Raw genomic sequence first — 17,536 nt, 5'->3', positions numbered from 1 at the left:
GGTGAGCCTCGTGACGAAACTCGACCCACTCACTTCCGCGAGGAGTCCCACCCGGTTACACCGCTGGCACTCGGCAGGATTTCTCCGTTGATGTGCCACGTTCGGGGGCGATAGGCGACCACGAGTATCCCGGCGTAGAACGCCACGACGATGCCGGTGACGATGGTTCCGGGGAGCCACCCGATTGCGGCCGCGTGGGGCCACACCGCCGTCGGCGTGTAGGCCGTCAACTGGAACACCCACGCCACGAGGAGGACGAAGAACAGCGGCGCGTACACCCGTCGAAGCCGATGAGCCAGCGCCTCCTCCAAGGACACTTTCATCTTGGGTCGGCGGTAGTCCTTGCTCAGCTTACGTCGCCAGTCCTCGTCCACGACGCCCTCGGTGTCGTCGAGCGCCAGCGCGAACACGTTCTGCTGGAGCATCCGCACCCGCGAGCGCCAGATGTCGTACGCCCGATAGCGGCGCGCTTCGATGAGCAGGAAGATGCTCACCGTGATAATGGCGAGGAGGACGATGTAGTGGGGGTTGTTCCGACTCGAAAACGCCCACGTCAGAATCGCTGCCATGAGCGTTATCGCCCAGTTGCTCGTCCGGTCGAGTCGCTCGCGCCAGAACTTCATTCGGTGGATTTCCCCACGGTACAGGTGTGCGAGCGACGAACTCGGACCCATGTTTTCCTCGAACAGTCCCGCGCCGAGTTCCGTACCACCCGTATTCGGTGGCTCGTCCGTCTCTTCGTTCGTCATAGCTGGATACCGACCTCGTTCGGATACATACAGTATTGTGCTTTAAAGTGAAAACCGTGGTGGTTCCGTTCGTCGTGTCCCGTCCAATAAAGTTCTCCTATCGTCTCCCTCTCAACGCCGTTGCTCTCCACCGTTTCCGTCACTTACCCACCCCGGCACGTGGCACCCCGTTCGGTTGCACCGCTGTTCGGTTTTAGTTCACTAAAAGTGTAGTAGTAGGATATCTCTTACAAAAGCGTCGCCCGATTACAGACGGGTGACGTTCTTCGCTCGGGGGCCCTTGGGGGCCTGTTCGATATCGAATTCGATCTCCTGTCCCTCTTCGAGGTCAGCGCCGCCCACGTCCTCCATGTGGAAGAAAACGTCGTCGTCCGCGTCGTCCGTCTCGATGAAACCGTAGCCGCCAGTGTCGTTGAAGAAATCAACTTTGCCTTTCGCCATTGCTTTTGTATGGAGTGGGGCACCAGTCATAACCTTTCCGAGGGAGATGTTACCACGAATGTCGGGTTATTTACTCCCCGAGGAACCGTGCAACTCCTCCCACGAGGAGGACCAACCCACCGAGGATAAATGTCCCGGGAATCGGGAGAACGAACAGTACGGCACCGAGGAGTAGTACGATGGTCGATATTTTCATGACGAACGTGGATTCATCCGCGCTACGGTTACGGTTTGTGGGCGAAAGGGAACATGTAACGAAGGCTCCCTCAGACGATTCCGGCGACTATCAGTCCAGCCCCGGCGATGCCGGAGAGGAGGCCGATTCCCCCGCCAGTTGTTCCCCGTCGCGTGCCAGTATCTCGACCGATATCAGCGCGGTGATGGCCACCATCCAAAGGAGGTTCATCGACCCGACGACGACCATCAGCGCCATCAGCGCCCAGCAACAACCGACACTATCGAGGCTCACTCGCCATCCCGAGCGGACCGCATTCCCAACCCCCGACCCGTTCCCCTCGAAGTCGCCGCTCGGCGTCCGACAGTGTTCTCCTCGAAACGTGCATGATGGCTCGGAGCGGTCGCGTCATCGCTCGACATTCATAGGCCAGCGGTCAGCATAAGATTGCTCTGCCGGGCGAGGAAATCGCCTCAGTCGTCCGCATACGACGTTTCGGGACGGAACTGTCGGCTGATGATTTTCCAACGCCCGGTCGAAAACCGATAGTAGTTGAGAATCGCCGGAACCGTCGTCTCGGCGACGTACGAGAGGTACAGTCCCCCCAGCGCGAGCGGCGTCGCGGTGCCGAGATACGCCAGCGGAATCGAACACAGGAACATGCCGACAGCTTGGGCCATGAACGGCCAGCGCGTGTCGCCGCTGGCGTCGAGGGGACCGGCGACCGCACCGTTCACACCTTGTGCTAAAATGGCGAAACAGGAGACGTAGACCAACGTAATCGCGTACGGCACCGACGGGTCGTTCGGGTCCGAGACGAACGACAGGACGATGGGTCGCGCGAACGCGAACACGATGGCCGCCGCGACGACGTACGTCGCCACCGAGAAGAGGACGACGTCGCGGGCGTACGTTTCCGCGCTCCCTTCGTCGCCCGCTCCGAGTTCCTGCCCGACGAGACTGCTCGACGCCAGGCCGAATCCCCACCCGGGCGTGTTCATCAGGCCCCATATCCGCCGACTGATGACGTACGCCGCCGCGACGCTCGGTCCGAACATGGCGACGATAGCTAACATCGGGAACTTGGCGACCGTCCACACCATGTTCCGACCGACGACCGGCAGACCGATCCGCACCACCTGCCGAAGCGTTTCCACGTCGAGGTACTTCCCGAACGGGTCCACCTTTACGGGCAGTTCGCCCATGCCGGGAAGCCGACCCGCGACGACGCCGACGGTGAACACGACGGTCACGACGACGTTCGAGAGGAGCGTCCCCCACGCCGCACCCGCGACGCCCATTCCGAACTGAAAGACGAACACCGCGCTCAGGACGATGTTCGTCACCGCGCCGCCCGCCCGAATGACCATCGGCGTCCACGCGTCGTCCGCGCCGATGTAAATCCGGCTTCCGACGAGGTTGACCGCCGCGAGCGGAACGCCGAACGAGATGATGTGCAGGTACCGCGCGCCTAATTCGATGATCCGCTCGTCGCCCGTCATCAACGAGACGAGTTCCGACGGGAACAGCCAGAAGACGGCCGCTACCGGGAGGGAGACCAACAGCACGAGCGCGACGCTCGACCGAATCGCCTGCCCCATCTCCTCGTAGGCTTTCGCACCGTATCGCTGTGAGACGAGCGCGATGGTTCCCCCCGCGAACCCGCCGCCGAGCGAGAACGCCATGCCCCAGAACGGCGCGGCGAACCCGACACCCGCGATCGCCGCCGGACCGATGGCGATGCCGACGAACGCCACGTCCACGGCGTTTTTCGACATCCGCGCGATGCCGGTGACGATGCGCGGCCACGCCAAGTCCGTCGTCCGTCGGACGTTCTTCGCATCGACGAGGCCGAGACGGGCGAGTACGAGACCTATCGCGAGAATGGTCAATCGCGCCGGGTTCGGGAAACGGGTATCCACACAGTGCGTTTCGATTCGAAACTAAAAGTTCTTTTCAGATGCGGTAAAGGAAGCGCATGTCGAGGTTTCCCGTTCTATCTGAATAATCCTCGCTCGGTACAATCGGGATGCGCTCACAAATGTGGATGATATGACGATTCCCGCTCGGCGTGACAGCCTCGCGCAAAAGTATGCCGCCTCCCGGATTATGAACTACGCCCAGACGGTCGCCTCGCTATCGCTCGGCGCTGCGTCTGGTCTAGTTCAAAAATCCGCTCGGATTTCATTTGCTCCGCTCACGAAGTAGTTCGCGGAGCAAATGCCGCCTCCCGGATTTGAACCGAAGCAAGACATTCCGGCTTACTCGCTCCGCTCGTTCGCGGGCTGTGACTTGCAGGGTTCAAATCGGTCGCGAGCATTTTCACTGCTCACGTTGTTCGCAGGAAAATGCCGCCTCCCGGATTTGAACCGGAGGCGAGCAAAGCTCGCCATGCCCCCGCTCGCTCCGCTCGCGAGGACGGGGACAGCTCGCTCTGACGCTCATGGGCGCTTCGGTGAACCCCATGACCAAAGAACTCGAACCCATTTCGCCCGTTGGGGCGAAGGAGATGTACCTCGACTCACGGAAGCACGAGGTATCGCAAAGTACGCTCGACGGCTACCACTATCGACTGAAACACTTCATCCGATGGTGCGACCAAGTCGAGGGAATCGAGAACATGAATACCCTCTCCGGACGGGACCTACAACGATACAAGACCTGGCGGAGAGACGATGGCGATTTGAAGCCTATCTCGCTGGAGGGCCAACTTGACGCTCTCCGAATATTTATTCGCTGGTGTGGGTCCATCGATGCAGTCGAGCCGGACCTGCATGAGAAATTCGAGGCGCTCATGCCCAAGCTGGACAAGACCGACGAACAGAGTGAGAGTATCCTCGGAACCGAGCAAGCAACGGCTCTCCTCGAATATCAGCGGAAATTCGAATATGCCTCTCGCCCGCACGTCATCATCGAAATTCTATGGCATACCGGGATTCGACTCGGCGCACTGAACTCGCTGGATATCGACGATTATGACGAGGAGCATGAACGGCTCTCATTCCATCATCGACCGGAAACGGGAACGCCACTGAAGAACGGCAGAGAAGGAGAGCGCATGATAGCCCTCAGTGCCGATGTATGCCGAGTTATCGAAGACTGGCGGGATTACCATCGCCATGAGGTAGCGGATGAGAATGGCCGTGAGCCGCTTCTCACGAGCCGGAATGGACGGATGCATCGCTCCAGTATTCGAGATGCAGTCTATATGGTCACTCGACCCTGCTACTACGCCGAATGCCCGGAGGGACGGAATCCTGATGACTGCGAGGCTGCGGAGTATGGCGGGTATAGCAAGTGCCCGGTGAATGTTTCTCCCCATGATATCCGACGAGGCTCGATTACTCATTTCCTGACCGAGGATGTTCCCGAGAAGGTCGTTTCCGACCGGATGAATGTGGGACAGGATGTGCTCGATAAGCACTACGATAAGCGTGATGAGGAGGTGAAGGTCGAGCAGAGGCGCGATTACATCAACGGTATCTAACCACCTTCTCCCTTCACTTTCTCGTCAGGCTAGAACTATTGGCTCTCCAGCCAGCTCCGACTCATATACATTATTGAATCCATAGGTATCTGCTACATCTATTACTAAATCTACAAACCAGTCATCTGCCCACGGGGAAATCCGCACTTCATCAATCAATTTTGCAGCAGAGACATTCAGTCGAATTCCAGATGGTTGGGCTGAGTAATCCGGTCTGACAACTCCATCTTCCTCTGGAGCTTCATCGACATGGGTGTAGTTAACTACGAATCGTACCTCCTCTTCATGCTCAAAACTTTCTCTCTTATGGAATGGGCGCAATAAACTATTATGTCCTGTTCGTTCAGAATCATAATCGATATATTCTACTCGACCCCAATCGATTCCAGCTATATGCCCGTCGCTAACGGGTCCATCTCCTATAACAATCGAATCTAATACACTTCCAACGGTTGATTTTATTGCCACTGCCTGCCCTTTTCGAGAATAGATATTCCACATCGAAGCTGATTCTAGTTCTCGCTCGTGCCAACAATTTGCGAACGTCAACTTTCGCCAATTCTTCCCTGCTTCTTCCAACCGCTCCTCATCGAGACTTGAATCTAACAGAGATTCATGTGTATGGATTATCGTCTCGGCGTCCAACTCTGTAACTGTTCCTTCGTACGGGTCCTTGAATTGGTCTAATCTACTGAACCACATCGACTCATACTCAAAAATCGATAGCAGTTGGGGAAAACTTCGATATCGCCATATTTCGGTAGAATCGTGTGGGATATCAAGGGACTCCCAATATGCTGCTGCCGGATGTTCACTCATATATGATTCTAAGTAAGGTGTTGTCTTTATTCATTGGATTAATATGTTCTAGTTACTGATTCTCATTGGAATGTGGCTATGATTCTTTGTTCCACTAGTCGTTCTCTTGCTTCTCTTCGCCACTGAGAGGGATTTCTCCCTCACCGGCAACGAAATTCATCGGTCGATGATTGTCTGTGCTTATCGTCGCGCTGAGTAGCTCCTATGGGCGAGTATCTTCCCAGTCGCGTTCAGGCGGTTCCGAGTTGATGAGGTCAATCATCAATATCATTCGACGTGCTAATTCATCATCATCGAAAACTTCTACTGCGCCAGACATACCGGGGCCAAGGAGCGCCAGAAATTCTTTCATCTCCTCTGCTAACCGTTCGGTACACGTCGGACAAACCGTTGATGAGGTGATGTCGGAGTTTGGGTTGTACTCGATGCCTGGTCGGGATTCATGAGATATCCAGGTGAATTCACGGGTTGATTCTCGAAGTCCTCCACACCAGCTACACGATAATGTTGCCATGCAGGTCAAAGCAGGTGGTATAGCAGTATGAGGGAATGGTTTCCTCTAACGGCCCTTAGCGGAAAGCGAACCCTCATATGGTTTCGCCAAACAGGCTGTACCGATTGATATCTGGATAATTACTCGATTCTATGTATCTGATGAATCATTCCGTCATGCCTGGTCCCCAAAGCTCGGTGTAATCGGAATACATTGATTCCTGCTCGTCAGAAATTTCCTTCCGAACTCCCGGCCCCCACGCCGAAATCAAGGCTTCTTCATCGAGTTCGATTTCTAAATCCTCATTCAGTGTCTTGTACCGATGAGCCTTATCCCCGGCTTGCCTCACATGGCTTCGGAGATTACTCGGGTCATCGATGACCGTTCGAGAACAGCCTTCGACGGGACAAACGAATATTTCGAGTTCATTGGTCGAATCGTCTTCACCATCTCGTGCCCGGCGGATTCGTTCGAGGGTCTGCGTTGCTTCGGAGCGTACGGTTCCGCCATCGGTCATCAATTCCTGCTCGGTCTCCTCGCTCGGTTCCGAATCACCTGTCACAGGTTCCCCAGTCCATGAATGAATCCCATCCGCGGTGTCGGGGTCATACGTCTCTCCGTACTGCATGACAGAACACGCCTCCGGCGGGTCAGGATAGTCAGCGGAATAGTACACCCACATCGAGGAACCAATTCTCGCGGCCTTCACCTCACCATAGACCGACTGGAGCCGTCGGAACGCTTCCTCATACGACTTCCACGAGTTGTATCCATCGTCGTTTTCATACGCCCGGTCGATGACTTCGGACTTGCCCGGGTACAGTTCGTGGACATGGGGCTTCTCGGCCATGAGACCTCCGTCAGGCTCCCCCGGCTCCGTCGCCGGGTTCGCTGGGTCCATATCATTATACAGGTGGGGGGGAGAAGGGAGCACCGTATCGACCTCGTATCGACTGGGTAGTAGCTCATCGAGCGCAGTCCAGATAGCCTCATAGGTCATCTTAGAGTACTCGTTGTTTTCCCGGCGCATGCCAGTGCTTTTGTACTCGACCATCATCTGGAACTGTTCCTTAGCTGACCCCGAGATGGCGTTATTGAATATCTCCTTCCGCCAAGACTGGCTCTCCACAAACCATCGACGTATTTGCCCATCATCGGTCGAAGGATGATTCTGACAGTATTGAGACCAAACTGACCAGGTAATCTCCTTAATAGGGTATTCGGAGTCATCCAGATACCGCTTCAGAGTACGATAGACGAGTGAAATTCCGGTGTAATCCTGACCACTTCGATTGATTCTCCCATCGTCTTTGATGAGTCTCCGGGTGTTGAAATCAGCGATACCTCCCTGCAAGAAGCTCATCACCGCTTCGAAAGTTGGTATGGATTCATCTCGTAAATCTTTGAGAGCTTTTTCTCCGATTTCGAGATGTTCGCTATCGACTTTTCCGATATCTTCGATATCGATTTCATTCTCGGTTTCGTTCTGAACTCGCCTGGTCAGGTACGTCTCACAGACTCTCCGGAGTTCGTCACTCCGCTCTTCGATTGTTTTCGGGGTTGAATCGAGGTGATTCCCAGTAACGGTGAAGTATCGAGCAGAGTCGTATATCTCAATGCCGTTGCCGCTCTCGCTACCGAGACTGTCCGGTTTCTCCCCGATTACGAAAGTGTGCAGTCCTTCTCCAGATGGCGATATCTCGGTGTAGGAATTCAATCGTTCGATGATATGCTCGATTTCTGAATCGATTTCACCTGTCTTGGGGTCTCTACACTTATCGAAGTCGAATCCGGTGAATGGGTCGTCAGTAGTAATTACGAATCCGATACCATCGTAGTCCCCTTCGTGGTAACGTTCGAGAGCAGTCTCGAAGTCAGTCCATGCCTCGGTGTCGTGAATAGATGCTTTCTTGCCAGTCTTGGGGTCATATGGCGGCTTCTTCTCGCTATCTCCGACCTGCTCGTACTGCCAGCAGAGCCATCTTTCTCGTCCTACAAGCGCCTCTGGGACGCTCTCGGCGCTTCTCGACTCGGCAGAACGATTATCTTGCTGATTCTCTAATTGACTCATTGTCTGAGGAATTCTCCATCAAGGCCACCTCCTTGGACATCCTATCCATTGATTCGTTCGGGGATTCATCCTCCCCGGATTTCCATCGCTGCATTGTCCCTACCTACCTGTCAAGCTCCTCGCCGGCTCGTCGGAGGAAATCCGACCAGGTTTCATCATCTCGCTTTACCGTCTTTGCTCGGTCACGGTCTTCGGGATATACGTTGATTGTCGTGTAGTTCGGGAGTTCTCGCCCCATATCTTCCCATTCGGCTCTGTAATATGTATCTCTTTCCAGGGTGGAAAATGTGGAATATCATCTGATAGAGGGATTCATATTACGAAATAGACGCTATATCGAGCCTGTATTCCCGGAATTTTATTGACCCAATATCTCAAAGATATATGTGTCGGAGGGTAATCCCCTTCGACCACTGCTCCTCAAGGAGCTTCTTGGGTGTATCGCTCATCGGGGGTTCGGTTAATCCCGTTCTCCCGTCCACTGTGGCTCGAATCCATCGAGCGCCAGTTCTCGCCGCGAGAGCGAGCAGAGAGTGAATCGAAGGCGATAAGCAACACAATAAGACCGAATCCTCATGAAATTGCTTGAGGTGGCGCTCAGTTCGTTCTCGGAGCGAAGTGAATTTTCGAGACTGGACGTGTTATCATCGCTGTAGTAGTAGAATCGACCATGGCTCATACGATGGCTATCTGTTTCGAGTGTCGGCGGTCGTTCCCGAGCGTCGGAGAGATGCATCGCCATCATGACCGGAATCACGCCTCTCGGAATGATATCCCGTAGTGGCGAGAGTGCCTCTCGATAGTGTATTCGCGGGATTTGGCGGAAAAGAGTTCTCTGTGAAATCCGCTATCCCGAGGTATGGAAATCGATGACCTCGCTGAATTAGAGCGCGAACTCGAACAGGTAAAGAATCAATTCTATGAGTTTGTCGGGCAGAGGAAATCAGCAATCGAAAATCCCCATGAGATTGCCGAGTTGGGGCAGGCGGTCGGGAGGTTCGAGATGAAGTATGAGAGGGCTCAACGGCGACTGGATGATGCGAAGCGCCGAAAGGAGATACGGAATCGCCTCATCCAGCTCCGAGATTCGACGCAGGGCTATGGACAGAAACTCGAAGAGGCAGAAACCATCGTTGAAATCGCCGAGTCCGATGGAGAAGTTTATCGGATATTGGAATCGCTGGTGTGAAAGTACTCCCAAGAGGTCCTGTTCCGGGTGATTTCGAGGAATATTCGCGAAAGCTTGTTGATGGATATTTTCGTTGGTAATAGTATGGATTTGCCAGCCGAACGCGATAGGACGGATAATGAGAAAGAATTCGCCGGGGAAATCGAACGGCTATATGCCTTAGTCGATGAACTCGAAGCCTCGGTCACAGCCGAAGAAGAAGGAGATGACGGGAGAACAGGCCACGGCCAGTGGCTGAAAGAGAACACCGACATGGATACCGCCGCCATCGACTCGCTTTCCATCGATACGAGGGAAGAGGTAGTGCAGGAGTTCAAGAGACGACGGAGAGAGACGACGAATATCGAGATACCCGCCGCCGGACGAACTAACTGGGAGAAGCATGAGGAAGGCGATACCGTCGAGATAGCCGTAGACCGGTCATCACGAACGTATACCGAAGAGGTTCCACTTCAGGGCGGTGATATCGAGAACCCTGATACGATGACCGTGGAGTACACGGATACCAGCCCATCGATGGAGGATGTCGAGAGATTCAATCAAGAGATGTACCGGATGCGGGCCGAGGAGAATCATCGTCAGCAGGAACGCGCGAACCGTCGCCGTGAGGAACGAGTGAATGGAACTATCCCAGTCGGCTACGTGAATCTCGAAGCGATGGATGATATCGACTCCGATGAGTCCGATATCCCTGTCGCTGGTCGAAGTAATCGGGAGTAGTGCAATGGGTAGTCTCGAAGCAGTCGCTCTCCAGTGGAAACGAGAGGGGTGCCATGATGAATAGAGAGAGTCCGCATAGTATCGGAGATGAGTCGAAGGGTATCATTGATGGGTCCTATGGTAGGCCTCTGCCTCTCACTCCCTCCTACACCGCTCGATACACACATCAACCTCATAGAGAACTATGACCCGCGATGATGAAGCAGAACTCATCGGTCGGGAGTCCAGTGAGGTGCCTCGTATCGACCCGGATGAGTACTGCAACGGGAAGACCAGTGAGAAGGACGATGATGGAATAAATCTGTTCACGGGTTACTGCGACCTACGAGCTGGACAGGGGACGGACCATCTCGGTGAGGGGCGATGCAAGTACCACGGAGGATGCTCGACTGGTGCACCGAAGGGGAACCAGAATCGAACGACTCATGGCCTCAACGCTGACCCGCACAACTACTACCAATCACTCTCCCATGAGCAGAAGGAGTATATCCACGATGTTGCCGCGAGTATCGAAGACCGGATTCGAACCAGAACGGGCACCGTCGATTATCTGGATAGAACTCTCGCGCGCCGGATTGCGATAGAGCTTCATATCGTCTCGAAGGCCTCGGATTACGTAGAGAATGAATCCGGGCTAACCCAGACCATCACGACCAAGCATGGTAGCCATGAGAAGACGGCTGCTTTGCTCGGGGAGATTCGTAAGCGCGATAATGCGATTTTCAAGATGCTCAAGGATATCGGCGTATTGGACGACCCGGAGAGCCAGAAGGCAGATGCGCTCGAACAGTGGCAGGGATTCATCGATGGAGGGAGTCCCTGAAATCCACTGAGCGCGGCGAGGAGCTGATTGCTGGGGGAAGGAATGCTATTCCGTTCGATTAATTCCGAATCGCCTGATAGGAGCGGAGAGTAGCGAGATGGCGAAGTCTGTGTTGTGGAGATGAATGGAGATAGCTCTTCTCGATGAGCAACTCCCTACACGACTCACATCGTACGCAGCGGTATAAGCGCATCCGGATTCAAATGTAGGGCGAAGTGCCCGAAGGCGTCGGGGCGCGAGTAGAATCATGGTGAAATCTAATCGTGAAATTGGCGGCAAAATCGCCATACGATGGAGTCGTCTATCGAATGGAGTCCGAGTAAAATCGGGATGCCGCCTCCCGGATTTGAACCGGGGACAGCTCGATCTTCAGTCGAGTGCTCTCCCAGTCTGAGCTAAGGCGGCTCATTCTGGAAAAGGCGGATGGTACAAAAAAGGATTTCGAAATCCACCCGAGGAGAGCCGGATGCGGCGAAAACTGCTGACGCACCCATGCACGGGTAACACAAGCCATTTAACTCTCTTCGTGGTACGGTCTCGCATGGGAGAACGTGCCTGCTATTTGGAGTTTTGTCCCGCCTGTGACGCGCCGGTGACGATGGCGGACGAGCGGTGTCCCGACTGCGGGGAGCCGTTGACAGATTCCGCTTCACACACACCGGATTGATTATACAATTTTTTATCAGGACTCCCCCCGTCCCGCTTCCGGGGGACAGCATGAACGATACAGACCTCGCCAGTCACGAGTGGTGGGAACGGTACAAGGAAACGGTGAACAGCGACCCCGAGATGGAGGTTCGGGGCCACGACAAGTTCAACGACAACTTCTACGTCGAAATCGGCGACGAGCGATTCCTCATCGAGATGCGGGACGGAGCGATTCGCGAGATTCGACCAAACCCGACGTTGAACGACCGCTGGTCGTTCGGCGTCGAGGGTTCGCGCGAGGCGTGGGAGGAGTTCGTCCAGGAGAACCCGCCCGCGTTCAATCACGAAATCGTCGCGTCGCACTATCGCAGCGCGGTCAGGAACGAGGACGGCCATCTCCGGATGCGGGGGGACAACAAGAAGATATTCCAGAACCTGCGGGCGTTTCAGCGCACGTTGGATTTGATGCGCGTCGCGCACAACGGGGGGAGCTAATATGGCGGAACACGGAACGGTAGAGCCGATTACGGGCAAGTACGTCCACACGGACGTCGGCGGTGTGGACCACCGGATTTACTTCGAGGAGAACGGTCCCGAGGACGGCATCCCGCTCCTCTGTCAGCACACCGCGGGCAACAACTGTCAGCAGTGGCGGCATCTCCTCACGGACGAGGAGATCACCGAGGACTTCCGCGTCATCGCCCACGACCTGCCGTATCACGGGAAGTCGGTACCGCCGACAAGCCAATCGTGGTGGGAAGAAGACTATACCATGACGGCGAAGAAGTTCACGGAGACGTTAGTCGCGCTCGCGGACGCACTCGACCTCGACGACCCGATTTACATGGGGTCGTCGATGGGCGGCAACATCGCCCTCGAACTGGCCGATTGGTACCCCGACCGGTTCCGTGCGCTCATCGGATTGGAGTGCGGCGCACACAGTCCGGGGTTCTACATCGATTGGCTCGACCATCCACAGGTCAACACCACCGAGGTGAACGCCTACTCCTGCTGGGGACTGATGGCCCCACAGAGCCCGGAGCAGACTCGTCGAGAGACGATGTATCTGTACGAACAGGGGGCAAACGGCGTGTTCAAAGGCGACCTGTACTACTACTCGATGGACCACGACTACCGGGACAAACTCGACCAAGTGGACGCCGACGAATGTCCGTTGTACATCGTCAACGGCGAATACGACTACCTCACCACGCCGGAGGACGGAAAGGAGACGGCAGCAGGCGTCGGCGACGGGGCTACCGCAATCGAGATGGCCCAAATCGGGCACTTCCCAATGAGCGAACACCCGGAGCTGTTCAACGCGTATCTGCAGGAGATTCTCGGCGACATTACCGGGGACGGGGACGGTACGCTCCCGGACGTTCTGAAACCCGACGACGTGGGAATCGAACTCCAACCACCTGCACCTGCCCGTGAAACGTCGGCGGAGTAACGCCATCTTATTTCTCAGCCCGCTCTCTCTGGAAACGAGTAAGCGGTGAATTCCGCAGGCGGGAGAAAGCTTATTGCTACACGGTACCGCACTTCGAGATACCCCAATGGTGCAAGAGAACACCGATAGATGGGACGACTGCCTTGAACGCGAAATCGACGGCGGGGTCGAACTGTATGACCCCGAAAACAACGACGCGTGGATCTGGTCCGACCTCGGCGTCGAACTCTCGTGGGAAGCGTAAATTCGGGATTGTCTCGCGGCGTCCCCGAGCAACAAGCGAATACTGACGCGTCAATGCGAGCGAGTGCGTGAAATTCCCGTCCGCCGCTCCGTCACCGCTACTGCTCCGCCTCCGTAAGATTCCTCTCATATCGTTCAGCCGACTTTCTTCTATCCTGTTTCTCTGGATATCAAGTCAAACGACAAGAGAAAGTATTTATCCTATCAATCGCTGTGAACATGCAAACAGGTGCGAACGGGCTTTCGCCCTCCATAACACTCCGTTCGGACCATCCCCGCAATTACAATGCACGTATCATTCTTCGAACGCGAAACGTTCGACACTTCGACCTTCATCGCCCCCGGGTTCCTGCTCTTGGGTATCCTCGAAACGCTGAACCGGTACGTTCGAATCCTGTCCGGTTGGCAACAGCCACACGTCGACGTGCGGTGCTGCTGGCGACCCCTTGCCGAAGCCGTCCTCGCCGGAAAGCCGATATACGTCCGCCCGGCGGTGGACAACAAACCGCCGCTGTTCGAACTCCTCAACGTCGCCGTCGCCGCGACCGGACGATATCTGCTCGTCTTCTTCGTACTCATCGGCATCGTCAACGCGCTTTCCGCCATCCTCCTCTGGCGAATCTGTGCCGAACGGAACGCCTCCCGCGTCGGGTTGATGGCCGGACTGCTGTTCCTGACGAGCGTCCCCGCAACCGGCGGTACCGTCATCAACGTCCGTTCGTTTGCCATCGCGGGCGTCCTCCTCGCGCTGTGGCTCGACCATCCCCTCGCACGTGGGATGACTATCGCCGCAGCGGGCATGTTCTCCCAACACGCGGTGTTCGCCATCCCCGTTCTCGCCTACGACGGTCTTCGCTACCTCGAACGCGACGACTGGATGGAATGGCTCGCGAAGTTCGCCGTCGGTGGACTCGGCGTCGTCGCCGTCTCCTTTGGAGTCGTGTATCTCGTGTGGGGGCCGACGTCCTTCCAAGGCGCACTTTACTGGTCGTTCGGTGCCGCGAAGAAGTATACGACCAACCCGGTCGTCCCGTCCCTCATCGGCGACACGAGTCATTGGCTCGCCGCTCTCTACCGCTCGACCATCAAACACCTCTTCCTCCTCGTCCCCGCCGCGGCCGTCGTCTACCAACTCATCACTGACCGTGGGTCGAAACGCATCCTCCGCTCGACGAACGCTCCCGTCGTGACCGCGTCCCTCCTCGCGGTCTCGATGACGATTCCCCTCTTCGTCCGCGCCTACCGCGCTTACTGGTTGTATCCGCTTCCCTTCCTCGCCCTCCTCGCTAGTATCGGCTACCAGCAGTTATTCACGCTCGGACGGATGGAGTTCTCGACACCCGAAGAAAGTCGGCGTCACGCCGACCACGACCGACCTCCTACCCGTAGTCAGCGCGACGATTTCCTGCGATAAGTGCCGCTTGCCGTCGACGGTGGTTGCACTCCTCTTTGGTGTATCGTATTGCGTAGAATGTGGATGGATTCGGGCGGATTCGAACCACGCGCAAGACATTCCTGCTCGCTCGCTCACGGCGTTGCCGTTCGCATCGAGGCGCGAAGCGTCTCGTTTTCGCTCCGCGGGCTGTGACTTGCATCGTTCGAATCGCCCTCACGGACGAATTTACTCGTCACGTTCGTTCCTCGCAAAATTCGATGGGTTCGGGCGGATTCGAACCACCGACCTCGGCCTTGTAAGGGCCGCGTCATAACCAACTAGACCACGAACCCGTACCCGGGAAAAATGGCTCCGGGGGAATAACTGTTACTTTCTCCGTTTCGTAACGACTACCACGCTCGCTAGCAACCCACAGGTATGGACGACACGCTCTCCGCACTCGGCGAGCAGGACGGTTGGAAGGTGGACGGATTCGCCGCCCGCGTACACTATCGCGGCGCTGACGACTTCTACAGCATCGAGTACTACCAACCCAGCGAATGCATCATCTACTGGAAGGTGAAGGGGGACGGCGACGTGGCGGTTCCGGTCGGCCGCGGGACGGTGCCCGGTCCGCTTCGTGACCGCGTGCGCATGGATTTGACCGAAGCGGGCATCGACCCCGACGTCGAAGGCCGCAAGTTGTAACGCCGTCCGATTGTACTCGTGTCGGCAGCGAGTGAACTGTCTTCTCCTCGCACCTCACTCACATCTGCCCGAATGCTTATGGACGAATCGGCCGCACCCTGTGTCGGTGAAAATTCGAGTCCTGAACCCTGTGTTTCGGTTCGTAGGAAACTCTTATCAATCCAGTGTCCCTTGAGAGAGAACAATGAGCGTACACGCGGACGAAGACGACCCGTTCGAAGAACAACGGGAGAACGCCGACAATCCGATGCGGCGTCTGTTCTTCGAATACGGGGGCGAAAATCGGTTCGCCTTCGTCGTCGGGGTCCTATCGAGCTTCTTTGCCCGGATTCTCAACCTCTTACCGCCGATAATTCTCGGAGTAGCGATAGACGCGTTCTTCTCCGATTCTTCCATCCCGTATCCGAAGGCCCTCTCCAAGGCGTTTCACATACCGCTATCGCTAGTAACGAGAACCGTTCCTGCGACTGCGAACGGTCAGTTCTGGTTTTCGGTCGGTATTATCGCGGTTGCGTTCGGTGTCGGTGCGATGTTCCACTGGGGGCGTAACTGGGGCTGGAACTCGTTCGCCCAGAACATCCAGCACTCCGTTCGGACCGACACGTACGACAAAATGCAGCGACTCGACATGGAGTTCTTCTCGGACAAGCAGACTGGCGAAATGATGTCCATCCTCTCGAACGACGTGAACCGTTTGGAGCGGTTCCTCAATGACGGGATGAACTCGGCGTTCCGACTTGGAGTGATGGTCGTCGCCATCGCCCTCTTTCTCTTTCTAACCAATTGGCAACTCGCACTCGTCGCGATGGTTCCTGTGCCTCTCATCGCGATTTTCACCTACAAGTTCGTTCAAATCATCCAGCCGAAGTACGCCGACGTACGTTCCTCCGTCGGACAAGTCAACTCTCGACTGGAAAACAACCTCGGCGGGATTCAGGTCATCAAGACGAGCAACACGGAGTCGTTCGAATCCGACCGCGTCGAGGACGTGTCGGGCGACTACTTCGGCGCGAATTGGGATGCCATCATCACGCGTATCAAGTTCTTCCCGTCGCTCCAGATTCTCTCCGGCTTGGGATTCGCCCTGACGTTCGTCGTCGGCGGCTTGTGGGTGTTCAACGGCGAAGGACCGTGGTTCTTCTCGGGTGATCTTTCTGCCGGTGAGTTCGTCACGTTCATGCTCCTCACTCAGCGGTTCATCTGGCCCATGGCGCAGTTCGGGTCCATCATCAACATGTACCAGCGCGCGTACGCTTCCAGCGCCCGCATCTTCGGCCTGATGGACGAACCGAGCAGGATTCAGGAGGACCCCAACGCGGAGGACCTCGTCGTCACGGAGGGCGAAGTCGTCTACGACGACGTGACCTTCGGCTACGACGAGAGCGAAACCATCGTGGAGGACATCACCTTCGAAGTCAAGGGCGGCGATACGCTCGCGCTCGTCGGTCCCACCGGCGCGGGCAAATCCACCGTCCTGAAACTCCTCCTCCGCATGTACGACGTGAACGAGGGCGCGATTCGCATCGACGGTACCGACCTGCGCGACGTGAGCCTTCCAAGCATTCGTCGGAACATCGGCTACGTCAGTCAGAACACTTTCCTGTTCTACGGGACGGTCAAGGAGAACATCGAATACGGGACCTTCGACGCGAGCGACGAGGAAATCGAGGCCGCCGCGAAAGCCGCCGAGGCACACGACTTCATCAGCAACCTACCCGACGGCTACGACACCAAAGTCGGCGAACGCGGCGTGAAGCTTTCCGGCGGCCAACGACAGCGCATCTCCATCGCCCGCGCCATCCTGAAGGACCCGGAAATCCTCATCCTGGACGAGGCGACCAGCGACGTGGACACCGAGACGGAGATGCTCATCCAGCGCAGTCTCGATAAACTCACCGAGGACCGCACGACGTTCGCGATCGCCCACCGTCTCTCGACCATCAAGGACGCGGACAAAATCGTCGTTCTCGAAGGCGGCAAAATCGTGGAACGCGGTCGACACGACCAACTCATCGCCAAAGACGGCCTGTACGCCCATCTCTGGGGCGTGCAAGCCGGAGAAATCGACGAACTGCCACAGGAGTTCATCGAGCGCGCCGCCCGTAGAACCGCACGCACGGACGCTAACGACTGACCACGATT

16 protein-coding genes, 2 tRNA genes and 1 pseudogene are annotated in these 17,536 nt (G+C 56.3%); 11 read left to right on the top strand and 8 right to left on the bottom strand.

Going from position 1 to position 17,536, the window contains the following annotated elements:
* Positions 1–29: 29 nt before the first annotated feature.
* The 4 genes and pseudogenes from AC1XDK_RS21265 to AC1XDK_RS21250 all read right to left on the bottom strand — a co-directional run bounded on the left by AC1XDK_RS21265 (position 30) and on the right by AC1XDK_RS21250 (position 3,287).
* The gene (locus AC1XDK_RS21265) at positions 30–749 is read right to left on the bottom strand and encodes a DUF2270 domain-containing protein (RefSeq protein WP_483351979.1); all 720 of its coding nucleotides are present in this window, start codon (positions 747–749) and stop codon (positions 30–32) included.
* Between the two features lie 246 nt (positions 750–995).
* Positions 996–1,190 (bottom strand): cold-shock protein, encoded by a 195-nt coding sequence (locus tag AC1XDK_RS21260; protein WP_231184824.1) that lies wholly within the window; start codon positions 1,188–1,190, stop codon positions 996–998.
* Between the two features lie 286 nt (positions 1,191–1,476).
* Positions 1,477–1,677: pseudogene (locus AC1XDK_RS21255) on the bottom strand (copper chaperone); the annotation flags it as partial.
* A 161-nt stretch (positions 1,678–1,838) separates the two neighbouring features.
* Positions 1,839–3,287: an MATE family efflux transporter gene (locus AC1XDK_RS21250; protein ID WP_483351978.1), complete on the bottom strand. Its 1,449-nt coding sequence runs from the start codon at positions 3,285–3,287 to the stop codon at positions 1,839–1,841.
* Between the two features lie 542 nt (positions 3,288–3,829).
* Between AC1XDK_RS21250 and AC1XDK_RS21245 the strand changes: the two genes are divergently transcribed.
* Complete coding sequence (locus tag AC1XDK_RS21245) at positions 3,830–4,852, top strand: tyrosine-type recombinase/integrase (RefSeq protein ID WP_483351977.1); 1,023 nt, start codon at positions 3,830–3,832, stop codon at positions 4,850–4,852.
* A gap of 24 nt (positions 4,853–4,876) precedes the next feature.
* Here the strand turns inward: AC1XDK_RS21245 and AC1XDK_RS21240 are convergent, their stop codons facing one another.
* The gene (locus AC1XDK_RS21240) at positions 4,877–5,671 is read right to left on the bottom strand and encodes a hypothetical protein (protein WP_483351976.1); all 795 of its coding nucleotides are present in this window, start codon (positions 5,669–5,671) and stop codon (positions 4,877–4,879) included.
* A 659-nt stretch (positions 5,672–6,330) separates the two neighbouring features.
* Positions 6,331–8,235: a hypothetical protein gene (locus AC1XDK_RS21235; RefSeq protein ID WP_483351975.1), complete on the bottom strand. Its 1,905-nt coding sequence runs from the start codon at positions 8,233–8,235 to the stop codon at positions 6,331–6,333.
* Between the two features lie 859 nt (positions 8,236–9,094).
* Here AC1XDK_RS21235 and AC1XDK_RS21230 point away from each other — a divergent pair.
* The 3 genes from AC1XDK_RS21230 to AC1XDK_RS21220 all read left to right on the top strand — a co-directional run bounded on the left by AC1XDK_RS21230 (position 9,095) and on the right by AC1XDK_RS21220 (position 10,967).
* Entirely contained in the window at positions 9,095–9,424 is a 330-nt protein-coding gene (locus AC1XDK_RS21230) for a hypothetical protein (RefSeq protein ID WP_483351974.1), read from the top strand.
* Between the two features lie 84 nt (positions 9,425–9,508).
* Positions 9,509–10,144 (top strand): hypothetical protein, encoded by a 636-nt coding sequence (locus AC1XDK_RS21225; RefSeq protein ID WP_483351973.1) that lies wholly within the window; start codon positions 9,509–9,511, stop codon positions 10,142–10,144.
* Positions 10,145–10,328: 184 nt separating this feature from the next.
* A complete protein-coding gene (locus AC1XDK_RS21220; protein ID WP_483351972.1) occupies positions 10,329–10,967 on the top strand; it encodes a hypothetical protein in 639 nt (212 codons plus the stop codon).
* Between the two features lie 331 nt (positions 10,968–11,298).
* On the opposite strand, the gene AC1XDK_RS21215 is transcribed toward AC1XDK_RS21220, so the two are convergent.
* Positions 11,299–11,372, bottom strand: a tRNA-Phe gene (locus tag AC1XDK_RS21215).
* Between the two features lie 136 nt (positions 11,373–11,508).
* Between AC1XDK_RS21215 and AC1XDK_RS21210 the strand changes: the two genes are divergently transcribed.
* The 5 genes from AC1XDK_RS21210 to AC1XDK_RS21190 all read left to right on the top strand — a co-directional run bounded on the left by AC1XDK_RS21210 (position 11,509) and on the right by AC1XDK_RS21190 (position 14,725).
* Positions 11,509–11,634 carry a hypothetical protein gene (locus AC1XDK_RS21210; RefSeq protein WP_483351971.1) on the top strand — a complete coding sequence of 42 codons (126 nt, stop codon included), beginning with the start codon at positions 11,509–11,511 and terminating at the stop codon, positions 11,632–11,634.
* A 50-nt stretch (positions 11,635–11,684) separates the two neighbouring features.
* Positions 11,685–12,110, top strand: coding sequence for a hypothetical protein (locus tag AC1XDK_RS21205; protein ID WP_483351970.1), 426 nt, complete (start codon positions 11,685–11,687; stop codon positions 12,108–12,110).
* 1 nt (position 12,111) lies between these two features.
* Complete coding sequence (locus AC1XDK_RS21200; RefSeq protein ID WP_483351969.1) at positions 12,112–13,068, top strand: alpha/beta fold hydrolase; 957 nt, start codon at positions 12,112–12,114, stop codon at positions 13,066–13,068.
* Positions 13,069–13,174: 106 nt separating this feature from the next.
* Entirely contained in the window at positions 13,175–13,312 is a 138-nt protein-coding gene (locus tag AC1XDK_RS21195; protein ID WP_483351968.1) for a hypothetical protein, read from the top strand.
* Positions 13,313–13,597: 285 nt separating this feature from the next.
* Positions 13,598–14,725, top strand: coding sequence for a hypothetical protein (locus tag AC1XDK_RS21190; protein ID WP_483351967.1), 1,128 nt, complete (start codon positions 13,598–13,600; stop codon positions 14,723–14,725).
* Positions 14,726–14,965: 240 nt separating this feature from the next.
* Here AC1XDK_RS21190 and AC1XDK_RS21185 read toward each other — a convergent pair.
* A tRNA-Val gene (locus AC1XDK_RS21185) sits at positions 14,966–15,039 on the bottom strand.
* Positions 15,040–15,124: 85 nt separating this feature from the next.
* On the opposite strand from AC1XDK_RS21185, the gene AC1XDK_RS21180 reads away from it, so the two are divergent.
* Both AC1XDK_RS21180 and AC1XDK_RS21175 read left to right on the top strand, forming a co-directional pair.
* A complete protein-coding gene (locus AC1XDK_RS21180; protein WP_483351966.1) occupies positions 15,125–15,394 on the top strand; it encodes a DUF7538 family protein in 270 nt (89 codons plus the stop codon).
* Between the two features lie 184 nt (positions 15,395–15,578).
* Entirely contained in the window at positions 15,579–17,528 is a 1,950-nt protein-coding gene (locus tag AC1XDK_RS21175) for an ABC transporter ATP-binding protein (RefSeq protein WP_483351965.1), read from the top strand.
* Positions 17,529–17,536: the final 8 nt, after the last annotated feature.

It is taken from the genome of Haladaptatus sp. HS23 (assembly GCF_056892285.1).
The sequence above is the reverse complement of the archived record's forward strand: the minus strand, read 5'-3'. Positions and strand labels throughout refer to the sequence as shown.